Source organism: Mesorhizobium sp. B2-4-19 (genome assembly GCF_006441315.1).
In the GTDB taxonomy this organism is placed as follows: Bacteria; Pseudomonadota; Alphaproteobacteria; order Rhizobiales; family Rhizobiaceae; genus Mesorhizobium.
On record NZ_VFUV01000002.1, the window covers coordinates 488,183 to 501,611 of the forward strand.

Genomic DNA, 13,429 nt, shown 5'->3' on the forward strand with positions numbered 1-13,429 from the left:
AAGGGTTAAGCTGGCGTTAGTAAATGCGGCAAACTGCCAGTCAGCCGCGAGCCTTCACATTCGCCGTCTCCGGCACCGGCGTCAGCGGCCGGCGCTCGCTGAACCAGGACATCAGATTGTCGACGCACAGATCGGCCATGGCGCGGCGCGTGTGCTCCGAGGCCGAGCCGACATGCGGCAACAGGGAGGCGTTGGGGGCGTCGAGCAACGCCTTGGGCACATTCGGCTCGTCGGCGAAGACGTCGAGCCCGGCGGCGGCGATGGTGCCGTCGGCAAGCGCCGCCGCGAGTGCCGCCTCGTCGACGGTGCTGCCGCGGCCGATATTGACGAAGACGCCGCTGGCGCCAAGCACCGACAGGATCTCGGCATTGACCGCCTTCTGCGTAGAAGCGCCACCAGGCGCCACCGAAATCAGCGTATCGACCGCTTCCGCAAGACCTTTCAGCGTCGGGTGATACTGATACGCAAGACCTTCGACGCGACGCCGATTGTGATAGGCGACCGGCAGGCCGAACGCCTCGAGCCGCCTGGCGATAGCCTGTCCGATGCGGCCCATGCCGAAAATCCCGACGCGGCGGGCGCGCAAGGTCAGCCGGCTCAGCGGATAGTTGCCCTTGCGTACCCAGCTGCCGTCGCGCAGCCAGTTTTCGGCGCGCGGCAGGTCGCGGATCGTGTTGATCAACAGCCCGACCGCGGTGTCGGCGACCTCCTCGGTCAGCACGTCGGGCGTGTTGGTGACCATGATGTTCTTCGCCGCCGCATGGCCGACATCGACCGAATCATAGCCGACGCCGAAGGAGGCGATGAGTTCGAGATTGGGCAGCGCATCCATCATAGCCGCGCTGATGCCGGCAAAGGAGGCAATGCCACGCACCATGCGGCGCATCTCGTCGGTGACCAGCGCCGGATCGGCGCGCTCGATCCTGATCTGTTTGAAGGTACGGTCGATGCGCCGGACGGCATGGTCGCTGAAGTCCGCCGGCACCAGAATGGCGACGGCTTGCAGTTGTTCGGCCTTGGTCATGCCCGCTCCACCGGCTTGCCGGTCGACTGGCGCACATGCAGTTCCGGTTTGATCAATTCCTGCGAGGGCCGCACCGTCTGCCCATTGAGCTTGTCGAGCAGCGCGCTGGCGGCGCGGCGGCCGACCTCGCGCTGGCCGTTCCAGACGGTGGTCAGCGCCGGCGTGGCGATCGCCGCCTCCTCGAGATCGTCATAGCCGGTGACGGAGATGTCGATGCCTGGCACCAGGCCGGCGCGCGCAATGCCGTTCATCAGGCCGATGGCGACGAGGTCGTTCCAGCAGCAGGCGGCGGTTGGTCTGTCCTTCAGCGCCAAGAACTGCCCGGCGGCCTCGAAGCCGGCCTGCTTGGTGCGCGGACCGGCGATGCGCCAGGACGGCCTGACTTCGAGCCCTGCCGCCTCCATGGCGTCGACATAGCCCTGGTAGCGGTCGCGGCCGGTCGAGGTCTGGTCGGTGCCGCCGATCATGGCGATGCGCTTGTGGCCGAGCGAGATCAGATGGTTGGTGGCAAGCCCGGTGCCGTAGGAATCGTCGCCGCGAAACACCGGCACGTCGGCGCCTTCGACGGTGCGGGCGATCAGCACCGCCGGCAGGCCGTTTTCCTCGGCCATCAGTATGTCGGCGGCCGGGGTGCCGATGGCCGGCGACATGATGACGCCGTCGGCGCCGAGCTGCAGCAGCGTGTCGATGAAGGTGCGCTGCTTCTCGAGCTGGTCGTAGTGATTGGACAGGATGAAGGTCTGCCGGCTGCGGTCGAGCTCGCTCTCGATCGAGCGCAGGATCTCGGCGAAGAACGGGTTCATGATGTCGTGCACGACGACGCCGACAATGCCAGAGCGCGAGGTGCGCAGGCTGGCGGCGCGGCGGTTGTAGATATAGCCGATGGCGCGCGCATGTTCCTTGATGCGGTCGCGCGTCGCGCCGGCCACCAGCGGGCTGTCGCGCAACGCCAGTGACACGGTGGCCGTGGACACGCCGAGTGCATCGGCGATCGTCGAAAGCTTGATTTTTTGTGCCAGCGCCTTGCGCCCCCCGAACGAGCTGAATTGCGACCTAAACAGTTTAAAGGCGGCGTTATGCCACCGATCGGGGGCAAATCAAAGTTTTTTTGCCAGCGCCTCGGCCTCGACATCGGAGGCCGCTCGGCTCCGCAGCCGAAGCCGGTGCTCGCGGTGGACGATGTAGAGGCCGCTGGCGACGATGGTGGCGGCGCCGACCAGCGTCCAGCGATCCGGGAACTGCTTGAAGACGATCCAGCCGGAAATGATCATCCAGACCATCTGCGAATAGGGATAGGGCGCCAATGCCGTGGTGGTCGCCAGCCGATAGGCCTGGACCAGCAGCCAGTGCCCGACACCGCCGAACACGCCAAGCATGAGCAGGATGAACCAGTGCCAGCCATCATGCGGCAGCGAGAAGGAAAACGGCAGCATGGGCAAAAGCAGCACCGTCGGCGCCAGCGCCGAAAACAGGATCAGGCTTTCCGACGTCTCGGTCGACGACATGCGGCGCGTCATGATGACATAGAAGCAGTTCGACAGCATCGAGCCGAGTGCGAAGAGATGGCCGATGCCGAAGACGCCGACACCTGGCCTTGTGATGATGAGGACCCCGGCGAAGGCGGCCAGAATGGCCAGCCAACGCCGCCAGCCGGCCCATTCGCCGAGCAGCGGGCCGGCAAGCGCGGTGATCACCATCGGCCCGAAGAAATAGATCGACGTCGTCTCGGCCAGCTGCAGGGAGCGCAGGGCCAGGATGTTGCACATGGTCGAGCCGAACAGAAACACCCCGCGCAGCACATGCGCCGGCAGGTTGACCGGGCGAAACCGCAGCGGATCGCGCCAGCCGCGCAGGAGGGTGCCGACCAGCACGACATGCACGGCAAAACGCACCCAGGCGACGATCAGCGCGGAAACGCCGGCAAGGACGAGATATTTGCTCGAAGTGTCGAGGAAGGTGAAAAAGACATAAGTGGTCAGCATGCACAGGATCGCCACCGGCGGCGTCGCGCTTTCGACATGTCTTTGGGAAGCATTCACGTGCAGGCCGGGGGAAAAGCTGGGCTGGAGCGCACCTTTGCGGGAATTGTCGCCTGCCGGCAAGCCAATTGTCGGCCGCTGCCGCGCGCCTGAGCCGCTGGCACAACAATAGAAGCCGCCGCGCTTAGTCCAAACCTCCCACGCTATGCCTGCATGCGGGCGCCCTTGGTGATCTTGTCGACCACCTTCTTGTCGGCGCGCAGCGCGATGCCGACCACCTGGGCGTCTTCGGGCGCGAATTGTGCGAAGACGGCGCGGTTGGCGGCGTCGAAGCCGGTGGAAAACATCTCCTCGACATAGAGAGAGGTCGTCACGCCGCGCTCCAGCGCGCGCCGGTGGATCGTGGCGAGCGTCGCCTGATCGGCCGACAGCACGATGACCGGCTGGATCGAGAGGGGATTGTAGAGATTGCCCGAGCGGTCGCGATAGGGCTCGCCGATGATGTCGGGAAACTGCGCGACGATGCCGCTGGTCAGGAAGGCGGTGACGTTGAGTTTCTGCCAAACGGGCAAGTCTTCCCGCAGGACGATTGCAAATTTCGTATCGAACATGAGAAAAGGACCATTCGAGGTTAGGCCGCGACTGCGAGGCTGAAGGAGACGATGTCGTTCGAAATAGACCGGCAGGCCTCTAGGGGTCTTGGACGTTTGTGCGCGGACGCGGCGGAGAACTGCATCATCTCCGCACCCGACCCCGCCGGCATGGAGCGGATCGAGGCGCGCTTTCATGGCAGCGCCTTCGACCTGCATCGTCATGACACCTACGCGATCGGGGTGACGCTGCATGGCGTGCAGACCTTCCGCTATCGCGGCGCGACGCGGCTGAGCCTGCCCGGCCAGATCATCGTGTTGCATCCCGACGAACTGCATGATGGCGGCGCCGGCACCGAGGACGGGTTGCGCTACAGGATGCTCTATCTCGAACCGTCGCTGATGCTGGACTGCCTTGGCGGCGCATCGTTGCCCTTCGTCAGGGATGCCGTGGTGCGGGACGAAGCCTTCTGCGCCACGCTGCTTTCAGCGCTGGGGCCGCTGCAACAGGAACTCGACGAGCTGTTCGTCGATGACTTTCTCACGCAACTGATGCAAAGCTTGGCACGGCATGCCGGCCAGCCGGCAAAGCCGATGGCCCGGACGGCATGGCGGGCGGCCACGCTGGCGCGGGACTATCTTACGGAGAACGCAATGCGCCCGGTGCGTTCCGGCGAATTGGAAGCCGTCACCGGACTGGACCGCTACGCCTTATCGAGGCATTTCCGCGCCGCCTTCTCGACCAGCCCGCATCGTTTCCTGGTGATGCGCCGGCTTCAGCGCGCGCGGCGGATGATTACCGCCGGCGAGCCCCTGGCGCAGATCGCGGTCGAGGCCGGCTTCACCGACCAGAGCCATTTCAACAGGCAATTCAAGAAGGCATTCGGGATGACGCCGGGGCGTTGGTCCTCGCTGATCCGGGAAGCGGCTCCAGCAGCGGCCTGATCACTCGTCCGACTCGGCGTCGTCGTCGATCAGCACAAGCTCTTCGTTGGAGAGATTGGCCTCGATGCGGGCCAGCAGCTTGAACAGCGCCTTCTGGTCTTTCTTGTCGAGGCCCTTCAGCGCCTGTTTTTCGGTCTTCTTCACCGATTTCTCGATGGCGTGGATGATATCGCGGCCAGTGTCGGTGAGGAAAATATGAGCCTGACGGGCGTCGGCCGACGAGGCGCGCTTCTCCAGGAAGCCCTGCGCCTGCAGCCGGTTGATGGTCTTGGTGATGGTGGGCGGGCGCACGCCGAGGCGGCCGGCGAGATTGCCAGGCGTCTGGCCGTCCTCGCGGTAGAGCGCCAGCATGATCTGGTCCTGGCCGGCATAGAAGCCGTGCGCCAGGAGCCGGGCCGCCAGCGCGGTTCTTGCCAGTCTTGCCGCCGAATGCAGCCGGCTCATTGTTGCAGTTTTGTCCGCCTTGGCCATGATCATCCCCTCTTCGGCCATACCGGTAGCGACAGCATAGACGCAGCCGGCCGGTTGGCAATCGACGATAAAAAGAATCCGGCGCATGAAACAGCTTTGCCGGCAAGCATTGCGGTGCCCGCCGTGGCTAATGCCAGATGTTTATTTCAGTTAGATGACAAACGACTTTTCGCCGCACGGGAATCGCCGCAAAGGTGAGGCGCGCGAGGCGTGAGACGCGCCTTGCCCGCGACCAAGGCGCACTTTCGCAGTCATCCAGCACGCCGATATCCCAGTGGCCGGGCCAAGAACTTTGGCCCATCGGTTTGCCCCGTGCAAAAGCCCCGCACACATCCTATATGGAACCGACAATCACTTTTTGGCCTGGATTTCAAGGCCCAGTCATCTCGAGGCAAGCCATGAGCGACGCACAGACGCAGATCCCCGTAACCGTTCTCACCGGCTATCTCGGCGCCGGCAAGACGACGCTTCTCAACCGCATCCTGTCGGAGAACCATGGCAGGCGCTATGCGGTCATCGTCAACGAATTCGGCGAGATCGGCATCGACAACGACCTGATCGTGGAATCCGACGAGGAAATCTACGAGATGAACAATGGCTGCGTCTGCTGCACGGTGCGCGGCGACCTGATCCGCGTCGTCGAGGGCCTGATGCGCCGGCCCGGCCGCTTCGACGCCATCGTGGTCGAGACCACCGGTCTCGCCGATCCGGTGCCGGTGGCGCAGACCTTCTTCATGGACGACGACGTGCGCTCCAAGACCAAGCTCGATGCGGTGGTGGCGCTGGTCGATGCCAAGCACCTGCCGCTCAGGCTCAAGGATTCCAAGGAAGCCGAGGACCAGATTGCCTTCGCCGATGTGGTCGTGCTCAACAAGACCGATCTCGTCACCCCGGAAGAGCTCGCCAAGGTCGAGGCGACCATCCGCGCCATCAACCCGGCGGCCAGGATCCATCGGACCACGCGCGCCGGCGTCGCCCTCTCGGAAGTGCTCGACCGCGGCGCCTTCGATCTTTCCCGGGCGCTGGAGAACGATCCGCATTTCCTCGAGGCGCATGACGATCACCATCATGACCACGATCACGACCATCACGACCATGATGGCCACGATCACCACCACCATGATCATGACGGGCATGACCACCATGACCACGCGCATCCCTCAGACATCCATGACGTGACGGTGCAGTCGGTGTCGTTGCGCGGCGGCGAGATGGACCCGAAGAAATTCTTCCCATGGATCGAGAAGATCACCCAGATGGAAGGCCCCAACATCCTGCGGCTGAAAGGCATCATTGCCCTGAAAGGCGATGATGAACGTTACGTCATCCAGGGCGTGCACATGATCATCGAGGGCGACCATCAGCGCGCCTGGAAAGACGGCGAGAAACATGAGAGCCGGCTGGTGTTCATCGGCCGCGAACTGGACGCCGAGCGGCTGAAGAAGAGTTTCGAGGCCTGCCAGGCCTAGTCAGGCTTTGCCGTGCGGTTCCAGGCTGGATCAAATGACCGAAGAAATTACGGCCGTGGCATTCCAGAAGGCGCCGTTGACGATCGTGCTGTTTCCACGAACGCCGCCACTGCGACGGTAGGTCGGCGGTCCCTTCGCTCAGTGCCGTCTGCTCGATTTGATTGGGATCAGACGAAGCGAGCGGCTGCCGCCTGTCGGGGTCGAGGTTAAAGTCGCCTGCCTGCCTCCTTCCCAAATAAGGCGGCTGGCCGCCAATGGGGGCTGGCGGCGTACCATTCCAGCACAAAACCCGCCGCCGACGTGGGCGCCGAATGAACGGCTTTGACCAATTGGCGATGGCTAGCGCGACGTACATCTGTGATCGAGGAGGTGCTCAGCTGCCCTTCCCCAATTTACCAGAATATAGAATCCCGGCCTCGCGTCAGCCAGCGTTGCACCGGCGACGAGTACATTTAGATCATCCATAGCGTGTCGTGCCTGAGGCAAACCGGCAACAACCAAGCCAACCACGTTAGTGGTGCGCAGATCCGGCTCATCCACTGCCATTATCCAATAGGGTCGCCCGTTCAACATCAATGGAAACGGTTGCCAAGCCGCGTCTTGCTTCGGCCCATCTAAGGCAAGCGTCCTTTCAACCGACTCCAGCAAGCAATCGACGTGGATGTGCAACTGATCCTGGGACCGCTCAATTCGGGAATTCACCGCCAGGCCAACGGCTGATCGTGGCAGGCCGTGTCCGAGTCTTGCTTCGACTTTCTGTCGGGCTTCCCATGCCCGGTTCCATAGTTGGGCGCCATCAGTGGAACGGGCTGATGGGCTCTCCAAGCCCGCGACGGCTGTGATTGGGGCCACCAGAAACTCGGTCCGGTGTAGAGGTGATTTGATGAGGACTGACCCATAATCCCCTTGCTCGGTCAGTATCACCTCGTCGCAGGGAAAGGCGACGCCCAACCGCGTACTTGCAAGTGCGCAGGTCTGCACCGTCTCCCACAATATTTTGCGTCTGAGGAAAGCGTAGCCGGCAGCGGCTGACAAAGCGACCAACAATGTCACGAACAGCCGAAGGCCCCTGCGCTCCAAGAAGCCCAGCACATTGTTCCTTTCTCAAACGACCGGAGCGAGCGGCGCAAGCATCGCCAGGAACATGGTTCGGGTCATCATACAATCGCAGGGTGCGGAAGTTCCCGCCTGGAAATCACGATCGGTGATGTTACCCCCTTTCCGTTGGGGGGCGGGAGATGTCCAGCCCGCCATCGGGCAGGGCTGGAGGTCAACTGCTCGCCGCCGCGTTGCGCTGCCTTGCGGCTTGCCGGCGAAGGCGGCGGGAATCCTTCTCATCATCGATGCCAAGAGCGACCGGGTCCGCAAGGTGGTATGCCAGCTATGGTGCAGAGCGCCTCCAGGGATCAGCTTCGACCCTGGTGATGCCATTGGCGACGTTTGCAACTGAACTGCGAGCCAAGGGGCTGCTTTGACCAGATTACAGCCTCTTGCCGCCTCGCCGATCCTCCGAGGTTGCCGGAACCGCAAACGTCGAGTAAGCCCCTGCAACCGCTGCAATTCAACTGAATAAAGATACCCATGCCCACAGTTGCCCCCCTCGACCTCGAAGGCCATTGCGTCGCCGCCGTCTTCCTTGGCGACGTGCCGCATTTCGCGCTGGCCGATGGCGCTATCCATCGGCTCGACAATGGCCACAAGACCATCCAGGCCAATGACGGGCTGCTCGCCGCCTTCCACGATGCGGCCAGCGACCGGCTGATCACCGGCGGCGAGGACGGCAAGGTGTTTGCCGTCAAGGCGGGCGGCGAACTCGCCGAAGTGGCGAGCGCCGGGAAAAAATGGATCACCAGCGTCGCCGCCGGGCCGCAGGACGCCGTCGCCTATGCGACCGGCAAGACCGCCTTCGTGCGCTTCGCCGATGGCAAGACAAGGGAATTTGCCCATCCGCGCTCGGTCGAGGGCCTGGCGTTTTCGCCCAAGGGCATGCGCTTCGGCGTTGCCCGCTACAATGGCGCGACGCTGCATTTCCCGGCCGCCGAGGGCAAGCCGGTGGAACTGGAATGGGCCGGCGCCCATACCGGCATCACCTTCTCGCCAGATGGCGCCTTCCTCGTGACCACGATGCAGGAAAACGCCCTGCATGGCTGGAAACTGGCCGACGGCAAGCACATGCGCATGAGCGGCTATCCCGGCAAGGTCAAAAGCCTGTCATGGAGCGTCAAAGGCAAATGGCTGGCGAGTTCCGGCGCGCCGGCGGCGATCGTCTGGCCGTTTTCGGGCAAGGATGGACCGATGGGCAAGGCGCCGCTGGAGCTCGGCACGCGCGGCAACACGATGGTGACTTGCGTGGCATGCCATCCAAGCCAGGATGTCGTGGCGATCGGCTATGAGGACGGCATGGTCATTGCCGCGCGCTTCGCCGACGCCAAGGAAGTGCTGTTGCGCCGTCAGGGCAAGGGCGCCATCACCTCGATAATGTGGGACAGGGAAGAGCGCCGCATCGCCTTCGGCAGCGCGGCCGGCGATTGCGGTGTCATAGACATCACGGCCTGAACTCACCGGGCTCGCGCGGCCAGCCGAAGAGGCTTGCGCCGCAGCGACAGCCCGTCGCGGATGTTGAGCGACAGCAGTGCGATATTCGTTGCACCGGCTGCCAGTTCGACCGTCTGGACGACTATGAAAAACTTGTCGAAGCGACCAGCCGCGGCAAAGCTGCTGAGCAGGAAGGCGCAGGGCAAGAGGACCAGCAATCCGTTGGCGGCGATGATGCGCATGCGCCACTTCTTGTGTGCCACGACCGAGCTCTTCCAGCCCTTGCCGAGTGAAAAGCCCGATGCCCCGGCAACGATCATCGCCGGGATGAGCACCGCCATGCCGGCCAGCACACAGTTCTTGACCGCTGTGATCGCGGCCGCGTCGCCGAGCAGTTCGGCCGTGGCCGTCGACAGCCAGAAAGCCGAGACCGTGATGAGCGCGATGGCGCCCGCCGCTGCATGAATTCTGGTTTTCATTTTCATCTCCATAGCAAGCTATATATCATTGCATAGCATGCTATTCAACTATTAAGTGGCAGGCATGACATTTCAGAAGGAACGATCCGCGGGATTCCTGGCCAACCACATGGCGCGGTTGTTTGCCAACGGCCTGCAGCAACGCATCCGGCCGCTCGGCCTGGCGCCCGCTCAGTTCATGACGCTGCTGGCGCTGTGGGATGAAGATGGCCTGACGCAACGCGAACTCGTGCAGCGTCTCAGCGTGGAACAAGCGACGATGGCCAACACGCTGATCCGCATGGAACGTGACGGGCTAATCGAACGGCGCCTGCACCCCGAAGACGGGCGCTCGCAATCGATCCATCTCACCGCGAAAGCCGTTGGCCTGCGCGAGCCGGCGACACAGGCCGCGCGCTTACAGAACGAGGTGGCACTGACCGGCTTCAGCGAGGACGAACGGCTGGTGTTTCTCGACCTGATGCGGCGCGCCATCGCCTCGATGCAGGCAGGCTGACGCAATCGATCGGCCACCCTACTCAGCCCCGCACGACACCTTGCCCGTCAATTCAGCCGGCTTGCCATCCTTGTCGATGTCGGCGGCATTGTCATAGACGGCAAGTGTGTACTGGCCGTCATAGACGCCTTCGTCGCTGGCCTTGGTCAGGATCGTCAGTTCGACCGAATTGAAGGCGTTTGCCGCCTCGTGCTCGTGATAGATGTTCAGCCGCAGTTCCTTGTCGTCCAGCCAGTACTGGGTCAGGTTGGAGTCCTCGAACACCGTCTTGCGCAATCCATCGCCGGCCGGCCTCGCCTTGATTTCGAGATCGCCGCGGAAGTTGAAGGTCGGGCCGCCCATGCCTCTGGTGACGCCGGCGCCGACATCGAATGTCACCGCCATATCGTCGACATTGCACCAGATGCCGCCCGAGGCGAAGGCCGTGCCGGCCGACGCCAGAAGCATTGCCACACAGAGGATCGTCCGCATTTCTGTTCCCACCTCAATTCCCGCTCATATTGGGGCCGACTTCGCCAGCACGGTCAAGCAGCGCCCAAGCGGCGCCGCGGGCGGCTGAGCCAATGCAGGGCGGGCGCGCGGCCAATTGCGGTTGCGGTTATGGATTGGCTAAGAGGGACGGACGTGAGGGGTTTTCATGCACAGCAGCGACAGTTCAAAGACCATTGGCGGCATAAGCCGCGATCGCATCGCGCAATTGCGCGAGACCGAAGGCGCGGCCTTCCGCAAGGCGCGGCCGAAATCGCAAGCCAAGGTCGGCAACGGCCTGCCCGGCTTCTTCGGCGGCGTGCCGATGCATTGGATGAACGACTGGCCGACACCATTTCCTATCCTGGTCGACAGCGCCAAAGGTGCTGCGATCACCGACATAGACGGCAACAGGCTCGACGATTTCTGCCTTGGCGACACCGGCTCGATGTTCGGCCATTCGCCGCCAACGGTGGCGCGCGCCATCCGTCGCCAGGCCGGGCGCGGCCTGACCTACATGCTGCCCTCGGAAGACGCGCTTGCCATCGGGCCGCTGCTGCAGCAGCGTTTCGGCCTGCCATTCTGGCAGATCGCGACGACGGCGACCGATGCCAACCGCTTCGCGCTGCGCGTCGCCCGCGCCGTCACTAGGCGCGAAAAGATCCTGGTCTTCAACGGCTGCTACCACGGCTCGGTCGACGAGACGATGGTGCGGCTGATCGACGGCAAGCAGGTCAACCGGCCGGGACTGGCGGGCGAGTTCCGCGACCTGACCCGTACGGCGAAAGTCATCGAGTTCAACGATGTTGCAGCACTTGAAGCAGCCCTCAAGGACAAGGATGTGGCCTGCGTCATCGCCGAGCCGGTGCTGACCAATTCCTGCATGGTGCTGGCCGCCCCTGGCTTCCACGACGCGCTGCGCAGACTGACCCGCGAGACCGGCACGCTGCTCCTGATCGACGAGACGCATACGATCTCGACCGGCCCCGGCGGCTACACCCGGAAATACGGGCTGGAACCCGACTTCTTCGTGCTGGGCAAGCCGATCGCCGGCGGCGTGCCGGCAAGCGTGTGGGGCATGAGCGACGAGGTCGCCTCGCGCTACGCCGACTACAACAGGACCAAGGAGCCCGGCTATTCCGGCATGGGCACGACGCTGTCGGCCAACCCGCTGCAGTTCGCCACAATGCGCGCCACGCTCGAAGAGGTGATGACGGTGGAGAATTATGACCGCATGGACCATCTGGCGCGGCGCTTGGATGCCGGACTGACCGGGGCGATCGACCGCTATCGCCTGCCCTGGCATGTCGCCCGCGTCGGCGCCCGCGTCGAATTCATCTGCGCACCCGGACCGTTGCGCAACGGCGCGCAAGCCGAGACCGCGCATGCGCCGGAACTGGAGGCCGCCATCCATGTCGCGCTGGTCAATCGCGGTGTGCTGATCGCGCCCTTCCATAACATGATGCTGATCTCGCCGGCGACGTCTGGCGCGCAGGTCAACCGGCTGATCGCCGCCTTCGGCGCGGTTGCGGCAAAGCTTGCGGCATGAGACAAGCGGCCATGGACAATGCCATCGTGACCTCCCCTTCGGGGTCCTCGCCCGCCGAGGCGCGAGCCTTTCTCGACGCCCATCCCGAAATCGAAGCCTTCGATATCGTGCTGACCGACGCCAATGGCGTCGGCCGCGGCAAGATCGTGCGCCGGCATGAGCTGAAAAGCATTTTCGAGGGCGGCCGGCATATGCCGATCTCGATCCTCGGCCTCGACATCACCGGCGAGGACGTACACGAGACCGGACTGATCTGGACCACAGGCGACGGCGACCTCCGGGCCTGGCCGATCCCCGGCACGCTGGTGCCGCTCTACGGCACCAGCCCGCCGCGCGGCCAGGTGCTGATGGCGATGTATCATCTCGACGGCCAGCCGATGTCGTCCGATCCGCGGCTGGCGCTCGCCCGGCAGGTCGACATCCTCGCGGCCAAGGGGCTTTACCCAGCGGGCGCCTTCGAACTGGAATTCTTCCTGCTGGCCAATGAGCGCGACGCCGACGGCAAGGTGCAGCCGGCGCGCGCCGTGCTCGACGGCCGCGTTTCGGGCAAGACGGAGGTCTATTCCGTCGATCATCTGCATGGCATGGAGCCGCTGTTTTCCGACATCTACGCCGCCGCCAAGGCGCAAGGCATTCCGGCCGAGACGGTGATATCGGAATATGCGCCCGGCCAGTACGAGCTGACGCTGAACTATCGCAAGGATGTGATGCGGGCCGCCGACGACCTCGTCATGCTGAAGCGGCTGGTGCGGGCGCAGGCGCGCCGCCACGGCGTCACCGCCTGTTTCATGGCCAAGCCGATCGAGAAATATGCCGGCTCGGGCATGCATTTCCACGTCTCGCTGCAGGACAGAGCCGGCCGAAACGTGTTTGCCGAAGCCGGCGGCGAGAGCTGGTCGCTACCCCTGTTGCAAGGGCTTGGCGGGCTGATCCAGACGATGGCGGAATCGATGCTGGTGTTTGCGCCGCACGCCAATTCCTGGCGGCGCTTCGTCTCGCAATCCTATGCGCCGGTGGCGCCGACCTGGGGCGTCAACAACCGCTCGGTGGCGCTGCGCGTGCCGGCCGGCGACGCCAAGAACCGGCGCATCGAGCACCGGCCGTCCGGCGTCGACGCCAATCCCTACCTAATCGCCGCGACGGTTCTGGCCGGCATCATCAAAGGCCTCGACGAAGGGCTTGATCCCGGCCCTGAAACGACCGGCAACGGCTATGAAGCGGCCGTTACCCGCACGACAATGCCGGCGGACTGGCGCGCCGCGATCGAAGCGGCCAAAGCCTCCAGCTTTCTGAAAGGCGCGCTGGGCGAGGACCTGCACCGCACTTTCGTGGCCATCAAACAGTCCGAATATCTGCGCGTGGCACGCACGGTGAGCGAACTGGACTATCATCTCTATCTGCACGAGGTGTGAGGAAAGGAACCA

Annotated in this window: 13 protein-coding genes and 1 pseudogene; 7 read left to right on the plus strand and 7 right to left on the minus strand. The window is 63.9% G+C overall.

Annotation, left to right across the window (positions count from 1 at the left end; genetic code table 11):
- Nucleotides 1–40: 40 nt before the first annotated feature.
- The 4 genes from FJ546_RS05535 to FJ546_RS05550 all read right to left on the minus strand — a co-directional run bounded on the left by FJ546_RS05535 (nt 41) and on the right by FJ546_RS05550 (nt 3,614).
- Nucleotides 41–1,024, minus strand: a complete 984-nt coding sequence (locus FJ546_RS05535) for a 2-hydroxyacid dehydrogenase (RefSeq protein ID WP_140888422.1) — start codon at nt 1,022–1,024, stop codon at nt 41–43.
- Nucleotides 1,021–2,043 carry a LacI family DNA-binding transcriptional regulator gene (locus tag FJ546_RS05540; RefSeq protein ID WP_140888423.1) on the minus strand — a complete coding sequence of 341 codons (1,023 nt, stop codon included), beginning with the start codon at nt 2,041–2,043 and terminating at the stop codon, nt 1,021–1,023. Before FJ546_RS05540 ends, FJ546_RS05535 begins: the two co-directional genes overlap by 4 nt.
- 78 nt (nt 2,044–2,121) lie before the next feature.
- Nucleotides 2,122–3,006, minus strand: a complete 885-nt coding sequence (locus tag FJ546_RS05545) for a DMT family transporter (RefSeq protein WP_181167823.1) — start codon at nt 3,004–3,006, stop codon at nt 2,122–2,124.
- 200 nt (nt 3,007–3,206) lie between these two features.
- On the minus strand, nt 3,207–3,614 hold the full coding sequence (locus tag FJ546_RS05550) for a DUF2000 family protein (protein ID WP_095771583.1): 408 nt from the start codon (nt 3,612–3,614) through the stop codon (nt 3,207–3,209).
- A gap of 51 nt (nt 3,615–3,665) precedes the next feature.
- On the opposite strand from FJ546_RS05550, the gene FJ546_RS05555 reads away from it, so the two are divergent.
- The gene (locus tag FJ546_RS05555; RefSeq protein WP_140888425.1) at nt 3,666–4,538 is read left to right on the plus strand and encodes an AraC family transcriptional regulator; all 873 of its coding nucleotides are present in this window, start codon (nt 3,666–3,668) and stop codon (nt 4,536–4,538) included.
- Here the strand turns inward: FJ546_RS05555 and FJ546_RS05560 are convergent, their stop codons facing one another.
- Nucleotides 4,539–5,009, minus strand: a complete 471-nt coding sequence (locus FJ546_RS05560; RefSeq protein WP_140888426.1) for a MarR family winged helix-turn-helix transcriptional regulator — start codon at nt 5,007–5,009, stop codon at nt 4,539–4,541. It lies immediately after the preceding gene.
- A 398-nt stretch (nt 5,010–5,407) separates the two neighbouring features.
- Between FJ546_RS05560 and FJ546_RS05565 the strand changes: the two genes are divergently transcribed.
- The 3 genes and pseudogenes from FJ546_RS05565 to FJ546_RS05580 all read left to right on the plus strand — a co-directional run bounded on the left by FJ546_RS05565 (nt 5,408) and on the right by FJ546_RS05580 (nt 9,034).
- A complete protein-coding gene (locus FJ546_RS05565; RefSeq protein ID WP_140888427.1) occupies nt 5,408–6,478 on the plus strand; it encodes a GTP-binding protein in 1,071 nt (356 codons plus the stop codon).
- Nucleotides 6,479–7,752: 1,274 nt separating this feature from the next.
- Nucleotides 7,753–7,953: pseudogene (locus FJ546_RS31505) on the plus strand (GNAT family N-acetyltransferase); the annotation flags it as partial.
- A 106-nt stretch (nt 7,954–8,059) separates the two neighbouring features.
- Nucleotides 8,060–9,034: a WD40 repeat domain-containing protein gene (locus tag FJ546_RS05580; RefSeq protein WP_140888429.1), complete on the plus strand. Its 975-nt coding sequence runs from the start codon at nt 8,060–8,062 to the stop codon at nt 9,032–9,034.
- 2 nt (nt 9,035–9,036) lie between these two features.
- Here the strand turns inward: FJ546_RS05580 and FJ546_RS05585 are convergent, their stop codons facing one another.
- Nucleotides 9,037–9,492, minus strand: a complete 456-nt coding sequence (locus FJ546_RS05585) for a hypothetical protein (RefSeq protein WP_140888430.1) — start codon at nt 9,490–9,492, stop codon at nt 9,037–9,039.
- 64 nt (nt 9,493–9,556) lie between these two features.
- On the opposite strand from FJ546_RS05585, the gene FJ546_RS05590 reads away from it, so the two are divergent.
- A complete protein-coding gene (locus FJ546_RS05590; protein WP_140888431.1) occupies nt 9,557–9,988 on the plus strand; it encodes a MarR family transcriptional regulator in 432 nt (143 codons plus the stop codon).
- Nucleotides 9,989–10,006: 18 nt separating this feature from the next.
- On the opposite strand, the gene FJ546_RS05595 is transcribed toward FJ546_RS05590, so the two are convergent.
- On the minus strand, nt 10,007–10,459 hold the full coding sequence (locus FJ546_RS05595; protein ID WP_140888432.1) for a hypothetical protein: 453 nt from the start codon (nt 10,457–10,459) through the stop codon (nt 10,007–10,009).
- Between the two features lie 166 nt (nt 10,460–10,625).
- Here FJ546_RS05595 and FJ546_RS05600 point away from each other — a divergent pair, with 166 nt between their 5' ends.
- Together FJ546_RS05600 and FJ546_RS05605 are read left to right on the plus strand one after the other, a co-directional pair.
- Nucleotides 10,626–12,005: an aspartate aminotransferase family protein gene (locus tag FJ546_RS05600; protein WP_140888433.1), complete on the plus strand. Its 1,380-nt coding sequence runs from the start codon at nt 10,626–10,628 to the stop codon at nt 12,003–12,005.
- An 11-nt stretch (nt 12,006–12,016) separates the two neighbouring features.
- Nucleotides 12,017–13,417, plus strand: a complete 1,401-nt coding sequence (locus FJ546_RS05605; protein WP_140888434.1) for a glutamine synthetase family protein — start codon at nt 12,017–12,019, stop codon at nt 13,415–13,417.
- The last annotated feature ends 12 nt before the right edge of the window (nt 13,418–13,429 follow it).

Bases quoted from the DNA above. Each gene is read 5' to 3' on its own strand.
- FJ546_RS05535 (WP_140888422.1), bottom strand. From the start codon at position 1,024: ATGACCAAGGCCGAACAACTGCAAGCCGTCGCCATTCTGGTGCCGGCG.
- FJ546_RS05545 (WP_181167823.1), bottom strand. From the start codon at position 3,006: ATGCTGACCACTTATGTCTTTTTCACCTTCCTCGACACTTCGAGCAAA.
- FJ546_RS05550 (WP_095771583.1), bottom strand. From the start codon at position 3,614: ATGTTCGATACGAAATTTGCAATCGTCCTGCGGGAAGACTTGCCCGTT.
- FJ546_RS05555 (WP_140888425.1), top strand. From the start codon at position 3,666: ATGTCGTTCGAAATAGACCGGCAGGCCTCTAGGGGTCTTGGACGTTTG.
- FJ546_RS05560 (WP_140888426.1), bottom strand. From the start codon at position 5,009: ATGGCCAAGGCGGACAAAACTGCAACAATGAGCCGGCTGCATTCGGCG.
- FJ546_RS05565 (WP_140888427.1), top strand. From the start codon at position 5,408: ATGAGCGACGCACAGACGCAGATCCCCGTAACCGTTCTCACCGGCTAT.
- FJ546_RS05580 (WP_140888429.1), top strand. From the start codon at position 8,060: ATGCCCACAGTTGCCCCCCTCGACCTCGAAGGCCATTGCGTCGCCGCC.
- FJ546_RS05585 (WP_140888430.1), bottom strand. From the start codon at position 9,492: ATGAAAACCAGAATTCATGCAGCGGCGGGCGCCATCGCGCTCATCACG.
- FJ546_RS05590 (WP_140888431.1), top strand. From the start codon at position 9,557: ATGACATTTCAGAAGGAACGATCCGCGGGATTCCTGGCCAACCACATG.
- FJ546_RS05595 (WP_140888432.1), bottom strand. From the start codon at position 10,459: ATGCGGACGATCCTCTGTGTGGCAATGCTTCTGGCGTCGGCCGGCACG.
- FJ546_RS05600 (WP_140888433.1), top strand. From the start codon at position 10,626: ATGCACAGCAGCGACAGTTCAAAGACCATTGGCGGCATAAGCCGCGAT.
- FJ546_RS05605 (WP_140888434.1), top strand. From the start codon at position 12,017: ATGGACAATGCCATCGTGACCTCCCCTTCGGGGTCCTCGCCCGCCGAG.